The organism is Rhodoplanes sp., assembly GCF_013377085.1.
GTDB lineage: Bacteria > Pseudomonadota > Alphaproteobacteria > Rhizobiales > Xanthobacteraceae > Rhodoplanes.
Window position 1 is genome coordinate 13,656 of sequence record NZ_JACAAX010000013.1, and the last position, 16,854, is coordinate 30,509.

At 69.7% G+C, this 16,854-nt stretch carries 15 protein-coding genes and 1 tRNA gene; 8 read left to right on the plus strand and 8 right to left on the minus strand.

All coding sequences use genetic code 11. From position 1 onward, the window contains the following. Nucleotides 1-192: 192 nt before the first annotated feature. The 4 genes from HXX10_RS11415 to HXX10_RS11430 all read left to right on the plus strand — a co-directional run bounded on the left by HXX10_RS11415 (nucleotide 193) and on the right by HXX10_RS11430 (nucleotide 1,870). Complete coding sequence (locus HXX10_RS11415) at nucleotides 193-876, plus strand: ParA family protein (protein ID WP_296522334.1); 684 nt, start codon at nucleotides 193-195, stop codon at nucleotides 874-876. Between the two features lie 186 nt (nucleotides 877-1,062). Next, nucleotides 1,063-1,139, plus strand: a tRNA-His gene (locus HXX10_RS11420). A gap of 204 nt (nucleotides 1,140-1,343) precedes the next feature. Beyond that, nucleotides 1,344-1,589: a hypothetical protein gene (locus HXX10_RS11425; protein WP_296522335.1), complete on the plus strand. Its 246-nt coding sequence runs from the start codon at nucleotides 1,344-1,346 to the stop codon at nucleotides 1,587-1,589. A 20-nt stretch (nucleotides 1,590-1,609) separates the two neighbouring features. Then, nucleotides 1,610-1,870 carry a hypothetical protein gene (locus tag HXX10_RS11430; RefSeq protein WP_296522337.1) on the plus strand — a complete coding sequence of 87 codons (261 nt, stop codon included), beginning with the start codon at nucleotides 1,610-1,612 and terminating at the stop codon, nucleotides 1,868-1,870. 178 nt (nucleotides 1,871-2,048) lie between these two features. Here the strand turns inward: HXX10_RS11430 and HXX10_RS11435 are convergent, their stop codons facing one another. Further along, nucleotides 2,049-4,262: a molybdopterin cofactor-binding domain-containing protein gene (locus tag HXX10_RS11435; RefSeq protein ID WP_296522338.1), complete on the minus strand. Its 2,214-nt coding sequence runs from the start codon at nucleotides 4,260-4,262 to the stop codon at nucleotides 2,049-2,051. 2 nt (nucleotides 4,263-4,264) lie between these two features. Beyond that, nucleotides 4,265-4,720: a (2Fe-2S)-binding protein gene (locus HXX10_RS11440; protein WP_296522339.1), complete on the minus strand. Its 456-nt coding sequence runs from the start codon at nucleotides 4,718-4,720 to the stop codon at nucleotides 4,265-4,267. Nucleotides 4,721-5,303: 583 nt separating this feature from the next. On the opposite strand from HXX10_RS11440, the gene HXX10_RS11445 reads away from it, so the two are divergent. Continuing rightward, on the plus strand, nucleotides 5,304-6,395 hold the full coding sequence (locus tag HXX10_RS11445; RefSeq protein WP_296522445.1) for a glycosyltransferase family 2 protein: 1,092 nt from the start codon (nucleotides 5,304-5,306) through the stop codon (nucleotides 6,393-6,395). A gap of 51 nt (nucleotides 6,396-6,446) precedes the next feature. Further along, a complete protein-coding gene (locus HXX10_RS11450) occupies nucleotides 6,447-7,952 on the plus strand; it encodes a glycosyltransferase family 39 protein (RefSeq protein ID WP_296522340.1) in 1,506 nt (501 codons plus the stop codon). 30 nt (nucleotides 7,953-7,982) lie between these two features. Here HXX10_RS11450 and HXX10_RS11455 read toward each other — a convergent pair whose 3' ends face one another. After that, nucleotides 7,983-8,501 (minus strand): hypothetical protein, encoded by a 519-nt coding sequence (locus HXX10_RS11455; RefSeq protein WP_296522341.1) that lies wholly within the window; start codon nucleotides 8,499-8,501, stop codon nucleotides 7,983-7,985. A 367-nt stretch (nucleotides 8,502-8,868) separates the two neighbouring features. On the opposite strand from HXX10_RS11455, the gene HXX10_RS11460 reads away from it, so the two are divergent. Continuing rightward, entirely contained in the window at nucleotides 8,869-9,621 is a 753-nt protein-coding gene (locus tag HXX10_RS11460) for an SDR family NAD(P)-dependent oxidoreductase (RefSeq protein WP_296522342.1), read from the plus strand. Nucleotides 9,622-9,752: 131 nt separating this feature from the next. Continuing rightward, nucleotides 9,753-12,125: a Tex family protein gene (locus HXX10_RS11465; protein WP_296522343.1), complete on the plus strand. Its 2,373-nt coding sequence runs from the start codon at nucleotides 9,753-9,755 to the stop codon at nucleotides 12,123-12,125. A 16-nt stretch (nucleotides 12,126-12,141) separates the two neighbouring features. On the opposite strand, the gene HXX10_RS11470 is transcribed toward HXX10_RS11465, so the two are convergent. The 5 genes from HXX10_RS11470 to HXX10_RS11490 all read right to left on the minus strand — a co-directional run bounded on the left by HXX10_RS11470 (nucleotide 12,142) and on the right by HXX10_RS11490 (nucleotide 16,783). After that, a complete protein-coding gene (locus tag HXX10_RS11470) occupies nucleotides 12,142-12,291 on the minus strand; it encodes a hypothetical protein (RefSeq protein ID WP_296522344.1) in 150 nt (49 codons plus the stop codon). Nucleotides 12,292-12,798: 507 nt separating this feature from the next. Then, nucleotides 12,799-13,107, minus strand: coding sequence for a hypothetical protein (locus tag HXX10_RS11475; RefSeq protein ID WP_296522454.1), 309 nt, complete (start codon nucleotides 13,105-13,107; stop codon nucleotides 12,799-12,801). Between the two features lie 428 nt (nucleotides 13,108-13,535). Continuing rightward, nucleotides 13,536-14,552, minus strand: a complete 1,017-nt coding sequence (locus tag HXX10_RS11480) for a cobalamin-independent methionine synthase II family protein (RefSeq protein WP_296522345.1) — start codon at nucleotides 14,550-14,552, stop codon at nucleotides 13,536-13,538. Nucleotides 14,553-14,675: 123 nt separating this feature from the next. Next, nucleotides 14,676-15,680 (minus strand): ABC transporter substrate-binding protein, encoded by a 1,005-nt coding sequence (locus tag HXX10_RS11485; protein WP_296522346.1) that lies wholly within the window; start codon nucleotides 15,678-15,680, stop codon nucleotides 14,676-14,678. 134 nt (nucleotides 15,681-15,814) lie between these two features. Continuing rightward, on the minus strand, nucleotides 15,815-16,783 hold the full coding sequence (locus HXX10_RS11490; RefSeq protein ID WP_296522347.1) for an NAD(P)-dependent oxidoreductase: 969 nt from the start codon (nucleotides 16,781-16,783) through the stop codon (nucleotides 15,815-15,817). Between the last annotated feature and the right edge of the window lie 71 nt (nucleotides 16,784-16,854).

Consider the following 16,854-nt stretch of genomic DNA (forward strand, 5'->3'; position numbering starts at 1 on the left):
TAAGATTGCGCTTCGCGATTGCGGCAAGAATTTGAAACCTGAGGCGAATCTGTGGCGGTCCTGGGCGACGTCCCGCTGCCGCAAACGAAAAACCGGTTTCGTCCGGCCCGAAAAATCGCCGCTCCTCAGCCATTTACCGCCTGTTAACCATGTTGGCGACAGGCTCGGTTCCAGGCAGCCGAGGAGAGAGCCATGAACGTCATTACCTTTGCGTCTCGCAAGGGCGGCGCGGGCAAGAGCACCCTCACCGCGCATCTCGCGGCCACGGCCCATTTGGCCGGCCAACGCTGCCTGCTGATCGATGCCGATCCGCAAGGATCTCTCACCCTTTGGCAATCGCTGCGGCCCGACGGCAAGCCGGTGGTCAAGAGCGCCGCCCGCGGGGTCGACGGCCTGCTCGCCGTCGCCATGCTCGAAGGCTACGACTGGGTGTTCATCGACACGCCGCCGACCATGTGGGTGGTGGTGAGCGAGGCGATCCGCGCCTCGACCCTGGTGGTGATCCCGGCCCGGCCCGGCCTGTTCGACCTGCATGCCGTGCGCGAGACCGTGAAGACCGCGCAGGAGCGCAACAAGCCCTATGCCGTGGTGATCAATGCCGCCCCGGCGCGGCGCGACGACAAGGAGTCGCCGGTCGTCTCCTATGCCCGCTCGCATCTCGACAAGCTCGGCATCCCGGTGTGGTCGGGCCAGATCACCCAGCGGGCCGGCTTCGCTTTGTCGCTCGCCGCCGGCGCCAGCGCCCCGGAGGTCGACCCGGCCTCGCAGGCCGCCGCCGAGATCGTCGGCCTGTGGTCGGCGATCTCCCGCTCGGTCGACGCCGTCAATGCCGCCCGGGCCCGCGCCGCCATGGCGGTGGCGAGCCGCGCCGCCTGACCGCCGCGCCGCTTGGCGCCCGCGCCGGTTGGCGCCCGCATGGCAGACCCGCCGGCGATCCGAGGATCGGCGGCGGCCCTCGCCGCCGGCTTGCAAAACCGATCGTCTCCGCCTAGGTTCCGCGCGCTCGTCGGGTCCGCCCGGGCGGGTCCGCGCGCTTTCGGCGTCTTGCCTTCGGTGCGATGTGCAGCTGTAGCTCAGTTGGTTAGAGCGCCTGACTGTGGATCAGGAGGTCGGTGGTTCGAGTCCACCCAGCTGTACCAACCAAGATCCTGACAATTCAGAACGTTTTTGAGCGAGGGGTCGTCCCTCGCGGGACCGCGCCGTCGCGGGGCGGCGGCGTGCCTCGACCGGGACCTCGATCCGGCCGGCTGGACTCCGCTCGACCTTGATGTGCGTCAACTCGCGGGCCGCGGCCCGGCCCAGGATGTCGTGGCGCGTCCGTTTCGACAGACGGGAGACAGGTGATGCGCAGCATTCTCGCAATGGCGGCATTCGCCGCACTCCTGCTCGGCCTCGCCCCCACCGAGGCATTTGCCGAACAACAGTGCCCGCCGGGCAAGACGCTGTTCTGCCCTCAGCCGCGGCCCCATCGACCACCGTTCTGCTACTGCGTCGCGGCGAAAGGATATGGCGGGGCCTCGTACGGCAAGGCCGAGGTCAAGAAGTCGAACGTGCCGCAGGTGCGGCCGAACAAGCAGCCGCGGAATTGAAGCAAGCCAGGAGGCCTCCGGTGTTCAAGCTGCTGGCAACCTCGTTCGTTGCGATTCTTCTGCTCGGTCCGGGCTCGACGACGGCCTCGGCCGCGCCGCAGTGCCCACCCGGCACCACCTACAAATGCCTGCAGGGATCGGGTCCACCGAAGAACATCCCGCCGCCCTGCGGCTGCGTCGCCTCCGGCGGCTCGGGATACGGCGGGGCCTCATACGGCAAGGCCGAGATCAAGAGGAAGAACGTGCCGCAGGTGCGGCCGAACAAGACGCCGCTGAACTGAAGGTCGGTCGCGACGAGCGGACGAGCAGCGACAGGTGACGTGGTCCGGCGCAGCGCGCCGGACCCGGCAATCCGGCCCCATCGTCGCAGCTCGCCGCTGGAGTCCGGGTTCGCACCACCCGGACGGCGGGACGCGCCGATCTGAGTAGTGCGCCCCGGAACGGCAGGGGCCGCCGTCGTCACGCCTTCAGCACGCTCAGCACCCGGTCGGGCGTCATCGGCATGTGGCGCAGCCGCTTGCCGGTCAGCGCCGCCACCGCATTGGAGATCGCCGGGGCGATCACCGGGGTCGCCATCTGGCCGACGCCGGTCGGGTGGTTTTGCGTGACGATCAGCTCGACATGAATGGGGGGCACGTCGCGCATGCGCGGGATCAGGTAGTCGTAGAAGTTCGACTGCTGGACCTCGCCGTCCACCATGGTGATGCGCTCGCTCAGCGCCAGGCCGATGCCGTAGACGACGCAACCCTCGGTCTGGGCGACGATGTTGTCGGGCTGCACCGCGACGCCGCAGTCCATCGCGATCCACACGTCGTGCAGCTTGATCTGCCCGTTCGCGCGGTCGACCGACACCTCGACCACGCCGGCGATCTGGGTGCCGGAATAGTCGATATAGGCGACGCCGAGGCCGCGGCCATCGCGCTTGCGTCCCCAGTCGGCCATCTGCCCCGCCTTCTCCACTACGGCGCGGGCGCGCGGCGCGTCCTTGAGGAGGTCGAGCCGGAAGGCGAGCGGATCGGCGCCGCGCGACAGCGCCAGCTCGTCCAGGAAGACCTCGACGGCCCATTTGTTCGGCCCGAACCCGATGCCGCGCAGCGCCTGGGTGCGCATGCCGCTGTCCATGGTGATCTGGTCGACCTGCCGGTTGGGAATGCCGTAGGTCTTCAGCTCGGCGCCGAGCATGCCGATGAAGTCCTTCTGCCCGGCCTTCTGATAGCGCACCGGGTCCTGGAACTCGGTGACGATGTCGGCGGCCTTGCGGTGATGCCAGGCGATCAGCTTGCCCGACGCGTCGAAGCCGGCCCGCATGTGATGTGCGGTGAGCGGATGGAAGCGGCCGTTGCGGACGTCGTCCTCGCGCGACCACACCATCTTGACCGGCTTCTTCACGGCGTTGGAGAGCAGCACGGCGTCGACCACGAACTCCATGTCGCGGGGACCGCGGCGGCCGAAGCCGCCGCCGAGCAGATGCTCGTGGAACGCCACCTTGTCGGGGCTGATGCCGAGCGTGTTGGCCGTCGCCGTCACGGCCATGGTCTGCGACTGGGTGCCGACCCACAGGCCGCAGCTCTGGCCGTCCGGCGCCACCGCGGCGATCGCGTTGAGCGGCTCCATCTGGGCGTGATAGGCGAAGTCGCAAGCGTACTCCGCCTCGTGGACGGACGCGGCGGTGGCGAGCGCCGCGGCGCCGGTGCCTGCCGTCTCCCACGGCTTCGACGGCCGGGCGGGATCGCGCGCCGCGGCGGCGAACTCCTTCAGCCCCTTCTCGCTGTCGAAGCCCCAGCCCTTGGCCTTGCGGGCCCATGTCACCTTCAAGGCGTCCTTCGCGGCCAGCGCCGCGGCCGTGCTGTCGGCCAGCACGCCGACCCCGTAGGGAAGCGGCACCGTCTGGATGAAGCCGCGCACGGCTTTCGCCGCCGTGTCGTCGATCGTCGCAGGCGTGTCGCCGGGCACCGGCGTGCGCAGCACCGCGCCGTAGATCATGCCGGGCAGCTTGAGGTTGATGGCGTAGTCGGCCGTGCCGTTGATCTTGGTCGGCAACTCGACCCGCATCACGTCGTGGCCGATCAGGCGGAACCTCGACGGATCTTTCAGGTCGCTCTCGCGCACCTCCGGCGCCTTGGCCGGCACCTCGGCGAAGGCGGCGATCTCGCCGTAGCCGAGCCGGCGGTTGCTCGCCTTGTGGACCACGACGCTCGGCTCGGTGGTGAGCTCGGTGATCGGCACGTTCCAGTGCCGCGCGGCATTGTCGAGCAGCACCATGCGGACCTGCGCGCCGAACTGGCGCAGCGCCTTGTAGTAGCCCGTGACGGCGCTGCTGCCGGCCGTGTACATGGCCCCACCGAAGCCTGGGTTTCCGTAGACGGCATCGATCGGCGCCGCCCGCACGATCTGCACCTTGCTCCAGTCGGCATCCATCTCCTCGGCGAAGATCAGCGGCAGCGAGGTGCGTGACCCCTGTCCCATCTCGATGGCCGGGCCGCGGATCATGATGGTGCCGTCGGTCGCGAGCGTCACCCACGGGCTGAGGTCGACGCGCTTGGCCTCGGCCGCGCTGGCGGGCAGGCCGAGCGCGACCGCGAAGGTGAGGCCGCCGGCGCCTTGCATGAACAGCCGGCGGTCGAGCGACGGGCCGCGCGTGGCGGGCGAAACGGTGCGGGCGTGGATCGTCATGATCAGGCCTCCCGGGCGGCGCGTTCGATCGCCTTGACGATCCGCGGATAGGTGCCGCAACGGCACAGATTGGTGCTCATGTGCTCGACGATCTGGTCGCGCGTCGGGTTCGGCGTCTTGGCCAAGAGATCGGCCGCGCTCATGATCTGGCCGGACTGGCAGTAGCCGCATTGCGGCACGCTCTCGGCGAGCCATGCCTTCTGGACCGGGTGGCTCGAATCCGGCGACAGGCCCTCGATGGTCGTCACCGACTTGTCGGCGATGTCCCGCAGCGTCGTCTGGCACGAGAAGGCGCGCTCGCCGTTCACATGCACCATGCAGGCGCCGCACAGGCCGGAGCCGCAGCCGTAGCGCGTGCCGGTCAGCTCGAGCTGGTCGCGCAGGTACCAGAGCAGGCGCGACTCGGGATCGGCATCGGCCGTGACCTGTCGTCCGTTCACGCGAAAGGCGATCGACATGCGGGCGTCTCCCTTGGGCGCTTCGGTTCTGAGTCTCGCGAAGCTGCCGTTTCGATGCGACGTCGATGGGCGGGAGCAGCACAGTGCCTACGCCTCTGATCGGCGGCAAGCCGAAATACCCGCAAATGTCCGTGAGGTAATAATGACCTATGCAACAAACGATGGCCTGTCTCGCCGAGCAATATCGGCCAATTGTGCAGGGCGAGATCGTTTATACTGCACCGCAATATTCAAAAGCACTCGGCACGACGTGGATCGACCGTCGACGGCCCGTGCACTTGCGGTCGGGCGATCGGCCGAATGCTGCCATGGCGTCTTTGCAGGACAGGCCCGACGACACGCCGGGCAGGGCTGTTGTAAGCTGGGCGTCAGCACGTTCAGCTAGGGCTGTGGCCGCTCTGAACGGGTTCCCGCCGGCCACTCCGTGACGTCATCGCGTCCCGATGGTCCGCGGGCGAACCAAGTCGAGAGTCGCAGTTGCCTTCCGGGCGCTGCCACGACAGCGTGGTGAAGGACGCTCATGGATTCCGAGTCAATGGTCGCGTCGCCCCGACCTCCCGTTGCGGCGCTCGACGCCGAGGTGATGCGCCCGGCGCCGGAGCTGACGCTGGTGGTGCCGACTTTCAACGAGAGCGCCAATGTCCCGGTGCTGGTCGAGCGGGTACGGCGCGTGCTCGCCGGGGTCGCCTGGGAGATGATCGTCGTCGACGACAACTCGCCGGACGACACGGCGGCCGTGGTTCGTGCCATCGGCGCGACCGACGATCGCGTGCGCTGCATCCGGCGCGTCGGCCGACGCGGCCTGTCGGGCGCGTTGCTCGAAGGCATGATGGCGAGCCAGGCCCGCTGGGTCGCCTCGATCGACGCAGACCTCCAGCACGACGAGAGCCTGCTCGGCGCTATGCTCGACCGGCTCCGCCAGGGCGATGTCGACCTGGTCGTCGCCAGCCGCTACGTGCCGGGCGGCGACGCTGGCGTGTTCACGGCGAGCCGCGCGCTGGCGAGTCGCTGGTCGTCGCTGCTCGCCCAAAAGTTGCTCGGCGTGACGCTGACGGATCCAATGAGCGGCTTTTTCATGCTCCGCCGCGACGTGGTCGAGCGGCTGGCACCCGATCTGTCGTCGCAGGGCTTCAAGCTGCTGCTCGACATCGTCGCGACGGCCGGCGGCCGGCTGCGCACGGCCGAGCTGCCCTATGTGTTCCGCGACCGCCTGCACGGCCAGAGCAAGCTCGATATGCGCGTCGCGCTCGACTACGCCGCGCTGGTGATCGCCAAGCTGACCAACGATGCGGTGTCGTTGCGCTTCCTGTTGTTCTGCTTCGTCGGCTCGACCGGCGTCGCCGTCCACATGGCGGCGCTGGCGCTGGTGCTGGCGGCCGGCACGGCGAGCTTCACGCTCGCCCAGACGGTCGCGACGCTCGTCGCCATCACCTGGAACTTCGTCCTGAACAACAGCCTGACCTACCGGGATCAGCGTCTCACCGGCTGGCGCGCTGCCGCTGGCCTGCTGCGCTTCCAGGCGATCTGCGCGGTCGGTGCGATCTCCAATGTCGGAGCGGCGACCTGGATCTACGACTACGGGCCGAAATGGTGGATCGCCGGCCTCGGCGGCGCCGCCATGGGGGCGGTGTGGAACTACGTCGTCAGCGCCGCCTTCGTCTGGCGCGCCCATTGATCCGGTCCGGTCGGCCATCCCTCCTGAAGAACCTCGCCGCGTGATGCCCGCATGCCCGATGCCCTGACGCTCGACGCCCGCTCCGAGGGGGACCGCTTCGGTCTCTATGCCGCCGGCCTGATCGCCGTCCTGGTGGCGATCCGGCTCGCCGCCGCCGCGGTTGCGCCGCTCGCCTTCGACGAGACCTATTACTGGCTGTGGTCCAAGCACCTGGCCGGCGGCTATCTCGACCATCCGCCGATGGTCGCCGTCGTCATCCGACTCGGCACCATGCTGGCGGGCGACACGGCGCTCGGCATCCGGATCGTCTCGGTGCTGCTCGCCGTCCCGGCGACCTTCGCGGTGTGGCGCTCGGCCGCAATCCTGATCCCTGACCGGAGGGCCGGGCCGACCGCGGCGCTCTACTTCAACAGCACGCTGATCGTGGCGGTCGGCACCATCGTCGTCACGCCCGACGCGCCGCTGATCGTCGCCGCCGCCTTCGTGCTGCTCTTCCTGGTCAAGGTCTTGCAGACCGGGCAGGGCGCCTGGTGGCTCGCCGTCGGCGTCGCGGTCGGGCTCGCGCTCCTGTCGAAATACACGACGCTGTTCTTCGGCGTCAGCATCCTGATCTTTCTGCTGTTCGTCCCGGCGCAGCGGCGCTGGCTGCTGACGCCGTGGCCCTATCTCGGCGGCATCGTCGCCTTCGCCCTGTTCGCCCCCGTGGTGATCTGGAACGCCGGCCACGACTGGGCGTCCTTCGCCAAGCAGTTCGGCCGGGCCGTCGTCGACGACTGGACCCTGCGGTATCTGGGCGAGCACCTGGCGGCGCAGTTCGGCCTGGCGACGCCGTCGATCGCGGTCCTCGGCCTGATGGGCCTCTTTGCCTTCGCCCGCGGCGAGGGCGCCGAGCGGCCGGTGCGGGTGCTCGTCGGCGCGCTGTTCTGGCCGCTGACGCTGTATTTCCTCTGGCACTCGCTGCATGCCCGCGTGGAAGGCAACTGGACCGCGCCGCTGTTCCCGGCCTTCGTCGTCGCCGCCGCGGCGGCGGCCCATACGGTCGCGTGGACGGGTGGCTGGGCGATGCTCGCCCGCTGGTCGGCCCGGCTCGCCGTGCCGGTCGGGCTGGCGCTGACGGCCGTCATCTATCTGCAGGCGCTGTTCGGCCTGGTGCCGCTCGGACGGGTCGACCCGAGCGCCCGCCAGCTCGGCGCCGGCTGGCCGGCGCTGGCGGCCGAGATCGACGCGATCCGGGTGCGCGAGGGCGCCCCCGTCGTGATGACCGAGACCTATGCGGCGACCGGCTGGCTGTCGTTCTATCTGCCGAGCCGTCCGCCGGTCGTGCAGTTCCACGAGGGCATCCGCTGGGTCCAGGAGCCGCCGCCCGATCCGGCGCTGTTCCGTGGCCCGGTGCTCTATGTCTGTCTGGCGGAATGCGATTTCCCGAACGGCGTGCGGGCGCGCTATGCGGTGTTCGAGGAGCTCGCCCGGCTGACGCGGACGCGGCGCGGCGTGCCGATCGAGACCTATGCGGTCTATCGCCTCGAGGGGCCGAAGGGCGCGCCGATCGACCGCTGAGCGTGCGCCGTCACGACGCCGCCGGCGGTGCTATTCCGCCGCCCGGGCCGGCGTCTCCGGCTCCACCTCGGCGGCCTTGTGCCAGTGGCAGTCGCGGGAGCAGCAGCCGGTGAAGCCGGCCTGCAGGCGGGTGTCGATGCGGGACAGCCGGATCGCCAGCGTGGCGAGCTCGATCGGCTTGGCGATCGGGTGGCAGGTGTTGAGGCCGAGCCGAAAGGCGAGGTCGGCCGCGGCGTTCCGCAGCGCCGCACCGCCAGCTCCGACCAGCAGCACCGGGGCCGTGTAGCAGAGGTCGGCCAGCGTGTGCAGGAAGCCGTCGACCGGGATGCCCTCGATCGCCACGTCGGTGACGACGCAGCCGAAGTTTTCCGTCCCGAGCAGCGACTCGGCCTCGGCGAAGGACGGCGCCGTGATCGAGGCCCAGCCGGCCCGGTCGGCGATGGCGCAGATGGTGCGGCGCACGGCCGCATCGTCGTCGAGCACCAGAATGCCCCGGCGCCAGAGCGTATCGGTGAGCTGCGGCCGCAGCGGGCTCGATCGGGTCGGCACCGCGTCCTCCTCGCCATCGCTGGAGACGTCGGCACCGACGGTCCTGTTTCGCGGACCGCGACGCCGTCGCTCGCTCCCCGGCACCACGATGTGTCGGGTCGGGCTCGCCACCGGCGTCCCGATCGACATGTGGAGAAACACCACTGTCTCACGAAGACTGCTGATAGCGAGTTAATGAACACGGCCGAACGGGTGATCAGGTGGTGTCTTCCGCCACGTGATCAGGTCCGCGGGCGGGCCGAGAGAGCGGGCGAAGGTCGCGGCCGCCCGGCAAAATCGCGGGGCAGGTCCGTCGCGGCGCCCGCTGGCCGGGTGCGCGGGGCAGCGTGTAAGAGGCTGTCTCGGACTCAAAAAAAGAGGAACAGTCATGGGTCGTCTGCAGGGGAAGGTCGCCATCGTCACGGGGGCTGGCGGGGGCATCGGCGGGGCGATCAGCCGCCAGTTCGCCGCCGAGGGCGCCGCCGTCGTCATCCTCGACATCGCGGCCGAGCCGCTGGAGACGACCGCGGCGGCGATCCGCAGCGCCGGCGGGCGGGTGTCGACGCTGGTCGCCGACGTGGCCGAGGAATCCACGGCGGAGACCGCGGTGGCCCGGGCCGTCTCCGAGTTCGGCCGGCTCGACGTGCTGGTCTCCAACGCCGTGTTCGACCTGCCGCTGGCGCCGCTGACCACGCTGTCGCTCGCCGACTGGCGGCGCACCTTCGCGGTCAATCTCGACTCGAGCTTCCTGCTCTCCAAGCACGCCATCCCGGTGATGGAGCGGGGCGGGGGCGGCAGCATCGTCCTGGTGGCGTCGCAGCAGGCCCGCGTCGCCCGGCCCGGACGCCCCTGGTACTGCGCCGCCAAGGGCGCGCTGGTCCAGCTCGCCAAGGCGATGGCGGTCGACCACTCGGCCCAGGGCATCCGGGTCAACACCCTGTCGCCGGGCCCGGTCGAGACCGGGCGGTACCTGAAGAATTTCGCCACCGTCGAAGCGGCGCGCGCCAGCCACCACACCCTGCTGGGCCGGCTCGGCACGCCCGACGAGGTCGCCACCGGCGCCGTGTTCCTGGCAAGTGACGAATCCTCGTTCATGACCGGTTCCGACCTCCTGATCGACGGCGGTTACACAGCCGTGTGACGAGTCGTCCGCCGCGGTCCCGCCCCTTCGTCCGGGGGGGTTGCGGAATCGTGCCGGCGTCCGGCATACCCCAGCCCCCGGCGTCGCGGCCCGTTCGGCCGCCCGCCGGGACCAGGCCGGGGAGGACGACGTTGACCGCAACCATCAATCGCCGCATCGCCGACGAGCTCGGGGTTCGGGAGCAGCAGGTCGAGGCGGCCGTCGGGCTCTTGGACGGCGGCGCCACGGTTCCGTTCGTGGCGCGCTACCGCAAGGAGGCGACCGGCGCGCTCGACGACGCCCAACTGCGCACGCTCGAAGAGCGGCTGCGCTACCTGCGCGAGCTGGAGGAGCGCCGCACCGCCATCCTCGAGTCGATCAAAAGCCAGGGCAAGCTCGACGCGACCCTCGAGGCCGCCATCAACGCGGCCGACAGCAAGGCGCGGCTCGAGGACATCTACCTGCCGTTCAAGCCGAAGCGCCGCACCAAGGCGGAGATCGCCCGCGAGGCCGGCCTCGGCCCGCTGGCCGAGCGTCTGCTCGCCGACCCGACCAACGACCCGCAGGTGATCGCCCGCGACTTCGTCGATGCCGACAAGAACGTCGCCGACGTCGCCGCCGCGCTCGATGGCGCCCGCGCCATCCTGGTCGAGCGCTTCGCCGAGGATGCCGACCTGATCGGATCCTTGCGCGAGGCGCTGTGGTCGGGCGGAAAGCTGGTCTCCAAGGTCCGCGACGGCAAGGCCGAGGCGGGCGCCAAGTTCTCTGACTATTTCGACTTCTCCGAGCCGCTCGCCAAGCTGCCGTCGCACCGCATCCTGGCGATGTTCCGGGGCGAGCGCGAGGAGATGCTGGACGTCAAGATCGAGGGCGAGGACGCCGGGGCCGGCGGCGCGAGCACGGCGCCGAGCCCCTACGAGCTGACGATCATGCACCGGGTCGGCATCGCCGACCGCGGCCGGCCGGCCGACCGCTGGCTCGTCGACACGGCGCGCTGGGCCTGGCGCACCAAGATCTTCGTGCACCTCACCATCGACCTGCGGCTGCGCCTGTGGACGGCGGCCGAGGAGGAGGCGGTGCTGGTGTTCGCCGCCAATCTGCGCGACCTGCTGCTCGCCGCGCCCGCCGGCACCCGCGCCACCATGGGGCTCGATCCGGGCTTCCGCACCGGCGTCAAGGTCGCCGTGGTGGATGCGACCGGCAAGGTGGTGGCCACCGACGCCATCTTTCCGCACGAGCCGCAGCGCCGCTGGGACGCCTCGATCGCCACGCTCGCGGCGCTCGTGCGCGCCCACAAGGTCGAGCTGATCGCCATCGGCAACGGCACCGCCTCGCGCGAGACCGACAAGCTCGCGGCCGAGCTGATCCGCAAGCATCCCGAGCTGAAGGTGGCCAAGATCGTGGTGTCGGAGGCCGGCGCCTCGGTCTACTCGGCCTCGGCCTATGCGTCCGAGGAGCTGCCCGGGCTCGACGTGACGCTGCGCGGCGCCGTCTCGATCGCCCGCCGCCTGCAGGACCCGCTCGCCGAGCTGGTGAAGATCGACCCGAAGTCGATCGGGGTCGGGCAGTATCAGCACGACCTCAGCGAGGGGAAGCTGTCGCGCTCGCTCGACGCCGTGGTGGAGGACTGCGTCAACGCGGTCGGGGTCGACGTCAACACGGCCTCGGCGCCGCTGCTCGCCCGCGTCTCCGGCATCGGGGCCGGGCTCGCCCAGAACATCGTGCTGCACCGCGACTCCAATGGGCCGTTCGCGACGCGAAAAGCCCTGAAGGAGGTGCCGCGGCTCGGCCCCAAGGCGTTCGAGCAGTGCGCCGGCTTCCTGCGCATTCCGAACGGCGACGATCCGCTCGACGCCTCGGGCGTGCATCCCGAAGCCTATCCGGTGGTGCGGCGCATTCTTCTGGCGACCAAGAGCGACATCAAGGCGGTCATCGGCAACGCCACGGTGCTGCGCGGCCTTGCACCCAAGGCGTTCGTCGACGAGACCTTCGGGCTGCCGACCGTCACGGACATTTTTCGCGAACTGGAGAAGCCCGGACGCGATCCGCGGCCCGCGTTCAAGACCGCGGTGTTCAAGGAGGGCGTCGAGACGCTCGACGATCTTTTGCCCGGCATGATCCTGGAGGGCGTCGTCACCAATGTGGCGGCGTTCGGTGCCTTCGTCGACATCGGCGTGCACCAGGACGGGCTCGTCCACGTCTCGGCCATGTCGAAGGCCTTCGTCAAGGACCCGCGCGAGGTGGCGAAGCCGGGCGACGTCGTGCGCGTCAAGGTGCTCGAGGTCGACAAGCCGCGCAAGCGCATCGCGCTGACCATGCGGCTCGACGACCAGCCCGGGCAGGATACGCAGCGCTCCGGTGCGGGGCGTTCCGGGGCCAGCGCCCGCGACGTGCGCAACGCGACACGGCCGCAGGGCCGTGACGCCGGCTCGTCCGGCGGCGGCGCGCTCGCCGACGCGCTGCGGCGCGCCGGCCTGGGCAACACGCCGCCCGACAAGGGCCGACCCGGCGGCGGCCGCTCCTGACCGCCGATCCGGTCGATCACGTCGTCATGGCCGGGCTCGTCCCGGTCTGCGTGATCACGACGGTCGGGTCGACCTCGCCTTCGGCGATGCGCTTCGAAACATCGTCGGTCCGGCGGCCGACGAGAGCCCGGCCTGTGCGGATCGTCAGGTCCGCCTTCATCATCATGGCGAACGGTCACGTGTCGCGAACGCCGCGTTCGCAGACCGAGGCGTAACCGCCCCGGCACTGGTCGCATTTGCCGCAACAGATCGTGAACAACGCGACTGCGCGATCGGCGCCGTCAGCATCTTGCTTTCGGCGCCGGCCTCGACGATCTCGTCCGCGCGGAATCGGCGTCGCTCGCCGACAACTGAGACGCGCCGTGACGGCGTGGGACACTTCCCACGCAGGACTGTCGACGGATCAGCACTGTCGACGGTCAGACATACGGACGATCAGCACTATGGACGGATGTTGGAGAAGATCAGCGAGGCGGGGGGCGGACGAAGGCCCGGAGTCCCCACTCGCGGGCCGGAGGCATCAAGTCCGCACGGTCTTTCCGTGCGTCTCGGCTCGCCCGTGCTTTCGGAAACGGAGATCGGGGCCAGTCCAGGCCCGGATCTCAGCTCAAATCTCGAATACATCGCCCGTGCAAAGCTCCGGCGAACCGCCGAAGCCCTGCTGGTCGGGCTCTCAGCGGCGCGAGTCGAGGGAGACGCCGAGCGAGTAGGCCTTCTGGCGGGTCGCGCCTTCGGTGCGCTTCAGCGCCTTTGCGATCTTCGCGGTCGGCAGCTTCTGCTTGGCGAGCCCCTTCAGCTCCTTCACGTCGTCCTTGGTCCAGCCGCGCCGCTTCGAAGCGCCGGCCTTCTTGGCGGTCGCCGCCGTCTTGCTGGCGGGCGCCTTCTTGACTGCGGCCGCCTTCTTGACTGCGGTCGCCTTCTTGGCGGCGGGGGCCTTCTTCTTGGGTGCGCTCGGACGCTTGGCGGTGGTCGCTCGTGCCATCGATGACTCCTTGATTATGGCTGGTTCCAAATTGCGCTGTTGCGGTCTTGCGATGTTGCGGTCGTCAATTTTGCGGTCTTCGGTGATGCGGTCCAGCGGTCCGCATCACGACACGATGAAACGCATGACGACCATCGCGCGGCTGCAAAGGAATGCTTCGGTTATCTCATCACGACGCGGATGTAAACCTTTCAGGTGTAATTCGTGGCGCGCGCCTCGTGAAAGAGGTCGGGCCGAAGCACGGCGTGACCTCTCTGGATGATCACCGGACCTGATCGTGATCGGGCTCGGCGCCGCTCGTCAGCCTTCGGGATTGCTCGGGTTCGCCTCGATAACGATTTGTTAAGGCGCCGACATTGTTTCGTGATCACGTCCCGGCGCCGGGGCGCATCGGGCGGTCCAACCGCCCGATGCGAGACGCTACCTGATCAGCAGCGGCCCTCGAACAGGTCGCGGCCGCGCACCAGGGCCCGCATCTTGCCGTCCGCCATGTTGCGCTTCAGCATCCAGAACCCGCAGTCCGGATGAATGTAGCGCACGCGCCCCGGCCCGAGCAGCGCGGCGGCCCGCTCCAGGCTGCGCGCGATCGTCTCGGCGGATTCGATCTCGGTTCGCTTGATGTCGACGACGCCGAGGCCCATGCCGATGTCGCTCCGCAGCTCCTTGAACGCGGCGAGCTCCTCGACCGGGCGGTGCGCGTTCTCCATGACGATATGGTCGACATGCAGGCTGTTCAGGTAGTTCAGCAGCCGGTCCCAGCCGCCGCGCTGGATCGACTGCCCGCCATAGTTGCCGAAGCACAGATGCACGGCGGCCTTGCCCTTGATGCAGTCGAGCACGCGGTTGGCGGCGGCCGCGGCCCACTCCCATTCCTCCGGATGCCCGGGCAGATTGGCCTCGTCGAGTTGCACCACGTCGGCGTCGATATGCTGCACCTGCTCGGCCAGCACGTCGGCGATCGCCATGGCGATGGCGGCCCGGTCGTTTCCGTAGTGGCGGTCGAGCAGCGTCTTCGACAGCATGTGCGGGCCCGTGACCGTGAACTTGAACGGCTTGTCGGTGAGCCGGCGCGCCCGCGTGCAGGCGTCGGGCAGGTCGAGCGTGCCGCTGCCGATCGGCCCGTCGATCACGCCGGGCGGGCGCGTGCGGAAGCTCATGCCGGCCTCGCCCCGGTAGGCGAGCAGCTCCTGGAAGGTCGCATCGCGCCGGATGCCGCTCATCGGCGTGGTGAAATACTCGATCATGCCGTTGGTCTCGGGATGATCGAGGTCGAAGCGGTAGAGCTCGCCGTCGCAGACCAGATCGAGCCCGGCCTCCTCCTGGGTGGCGAGCACCACCCGCGTGGCGTCGAGCAGAGCTTGCTCGGACGGCGCCTGGATCAGCCAGTCGGGCACCGGATAGGAGCCGACCGTGGTGGTGAGAATGCGGGGCGGGGCGGCGGTCATCGGTTGCAGTCCTCGGGACAGTGAGAGGGATCGCGGCGAGTGAGGGGGGGCGGGGAGGGAGCGGCACGACCGCGCCGCCGCCGCGCCCGCGCAGGACGCGGACGCGGCGGGCGGCCTGCGGGCTCAGTTCGGCAGGAAGTCGAGGATGACGAAGTCGCGCGCCCGGGCCGGCGCAGTCTTGTCGAGCCCGCCATACTCGGAGAGCATCGTGAGCGAGTCGGCGATGCTCTCCGGGCTCACGCGGAACGGGCGGAGCGATTGGGTCTCCGCCGTGTGGTAGAGCGGGATGGTCAGCTTGAGCCCCCTGATCAGGGAGTCGCGGTCGCCCGCCTTGATGTTGGCCTTCAGCATCGCGTCGACGGCGGCCTCCGGGTTCTTCTCGGCCTCCTCGACGGCGCGTGTCGCGGCCCGCATGAAGCGCCGCACGAGGTCGCTCTTGGCCGTGACGGTCTCCTTGGAGGCGATGATGCTGGAGCTGACCAGGTTCACGCCGTAGTCCGAGAACGGGATCACGTGCACGGGCTTCTTGGTGGCGTTCTCGATCCGCATGTTCTGGTCCATCAGGTAGCCCAGCATGAGGTCGACCTGGCCGTTGATCACGGCGTTGAGCTTGGTCTGCATGTCGCCGCCGATCACCTTGACGTCGCTTTCGCTCAGCCCGGTCTTCTTGAGCAGCAGCGGCCATACCTGGGACAGCGAATCCCCGGGGGTGAGCGCGACCGTGCGGCCCCGCATGTCTTGCGGCGTGCGGATGTTGCGCTCGGAAAGCCCCATCACGGCCATCGGGCTCTTCTGCAGCAGCACGCCGATCACCACCACGGGGGCGCCGACCGCGGCGGCCTTCACGGCGGAGGAGAGATCGGCATAGCCGAACGTCACCGTGCCGGCCGCGACCGCCTGCACGGTCGGCGTCGAGCCGCGGCCCTCCTGGATGTCGAGGTCGATGCCTTCCTGGGCGAAATAGCCGCGCTCGCGCCCGAGGAAGAACGGCGCATGCTCGCTGTACAGATACCAGTTGAGCAGCAGGCTCACCTTCTCCGGTGGGGCTGCCGGTTGCTGCGCCTGTGCCGAGGTCAAGCCGGCCAGCGCGACCATGCCGGCCGCGAGCCAACACGCGATCCTGCTCACGATGTCCTCCCGATGTTTTATGGAGATTGCAACGGATGGGCTGAAACGGCGCCAGAATGCACGGTTCCGAATCGTTCGCCAAGTCGTGACGGCCGCCGGAGCGGCCGTCGCCGTGGCGAGGTCCGACCAGCCGGTCACGCGCCGAGGGCGGAGACGTCGACCGGCGTCGCGAAGGGACGCCCCTTCACGGCGCGCCGTGCATTGTCGGCGCAGACTGCTGCCAGGCGGCCAGTCAGCGCCCGGCTGCCGATGCCGGCGAGATGCGGCGTGACGATCAGGTTGTCGATCGTCCACAGCGGGCTGTCGGCCGGCAGCGGCTCGCGCTCGAACACATCGAGCCCGGCGCCGCCGAGACGCCCGTCGAGCAGCGCGGCGGCGAGGGCCGCCTGGTCGACCGTGTCGCCGCGCCCGACATTGACGAGGAGCGCGCCGGGGGGCAGCAGCGCGAGCCGGGCCGCATCGAGAAATCCACGCGTCTCCGGTGTCGACGGCAGCACGGCGATGACGGCGTCGGCGCGCGGCAGCACCTGTGCGATCTCGTCGACCGTCGCGAACTCGTCGGCGTCGGGGTGATTGCGCCTGGTGCGGGCGACCGCGATCACATGCGCGTCGAAGGCCTTCAGGCGTCGGGCGATCTGCTGGCCGATGGCGCCGAAGCCGAGCAGAGCCACGGTCGAGGCCTCGAGCGAGCACATGCGCGGCCGCAGCTCGGCATTGGCCCAGCGACGCTCGCGCTGCGCTGCGAACGCACCGGGAATCTGGCGCACCAGCGCGGCGAGCAGCGTCACGGCATGCTCGGCGACGGTCGGGGCCCAGGCGGCGGCCGAATTGGTGACGACGACGTTCGCGGGCGGCGCGAAGCGCAGCAGCGGGTCGACGCCCGAGGAGACGAAATGGATCCAGCCGAGCTTGGGCGCTGCCGCCACCGCATCGGCGGTCGCCTGGTCGTAGAGGCTCGCCATCACGGCGAGGGCGTCGGCGGAGGCGAGCGCGGCGCGCAGCGCGTCCTTGTCGCCGGCCACCACGGGGGCGACGCCGGGCACGGCCCGCAGCGCGTCGACAAAGGCCTCGGCGCCGTAAGGCACGTGAAGGGCGATCCTCATCAGGCTTTCCTCATCGATGATGCGTTCAGGTTCCGCCTCGTCCGCAGAGGCGTCAGGGATGATCTGCCGCA

Bases quoted from the DNA above. Each gene is read 5' to 3' on its own strand.
- HXX10_RS11480 (WP_296522345.1), bottom strand. From the start codon at position 14,552: ATGACCGCCGCCCCGCCCCGCATTCTCACCACCACGGTCGGCTCCTAT.
- HXX10_RS11475 (WP_296522454.1), bottom strand. From the start codon at position 13,107: ATGGCACGAGCGACCACCGCCAAGCGTCCGAGCGCACCCAAGAAGAAG.
- HXX10_RS11435 (WP_296522338.1), bottom strand. From the start codon at position 4,262: ATGACGATCCACGCCCGCACCGTTTCGCCCGCCACGCGCGGCCCGTCG.
- HXX10_RS11445 (WP_296522445.1), top strand. From the start codon at position 5,304: ATGCGCCCGGCGCCGGAGCTGACGCTGGTGGTGCCGACTTTCAACGAG.
- HXX10_RS11425 (WP_296522335.1), top strand. From the start codon at position 1,344: ATGCGCAGCATTCTCGCAATGGCGGCATTCGCCGCACTCCTGCTCGGC.
- HXX10_RS11415 (WP_296522334.1), top strand. From the start codon at position 193: ATGAACGTCATTACCTTTGCGTCTCGCAAGGGCGGCGCGGGCAAGAGC.
- HXX10_RS11450 (WP_296522340.1), top strand. From the start codon at position 6,447: ATGCCCGATGCCCTGACGCTCGACGCCCGCTCCGAGGGGGACCGCTTC.
- HXX10_RS11460 (WP_296522342.1), top strand. From the start codon at position 8,869: ATGGGTCGTCTGCAGGGGAAGGTCGCCATCGTCACGGGGGCTGGCGGG.
- HXX10_RS11470 (WP_296522344.1), bottom strand. From the start codon at position 12,291: ATGATGATGAAGGCGGACCTGACGATCCGCACAGGCCGGGCTCTCGTC.
- HXX10_RS11440 (WP_296522339.1), bottom strand. From the start codon at position 4,720: ATGTCGATCGCCTTTCGCGTGAACGGACGACAGGTCACGGCCGATGCC.
- HXX10_RS11490 (WP_296522347.1), bottom strand. From the start codon at position 16,783: ATGAGGATCGCCCTTCACGTGCCTTACGGCGCCGAGGCCTTTGTCGAC.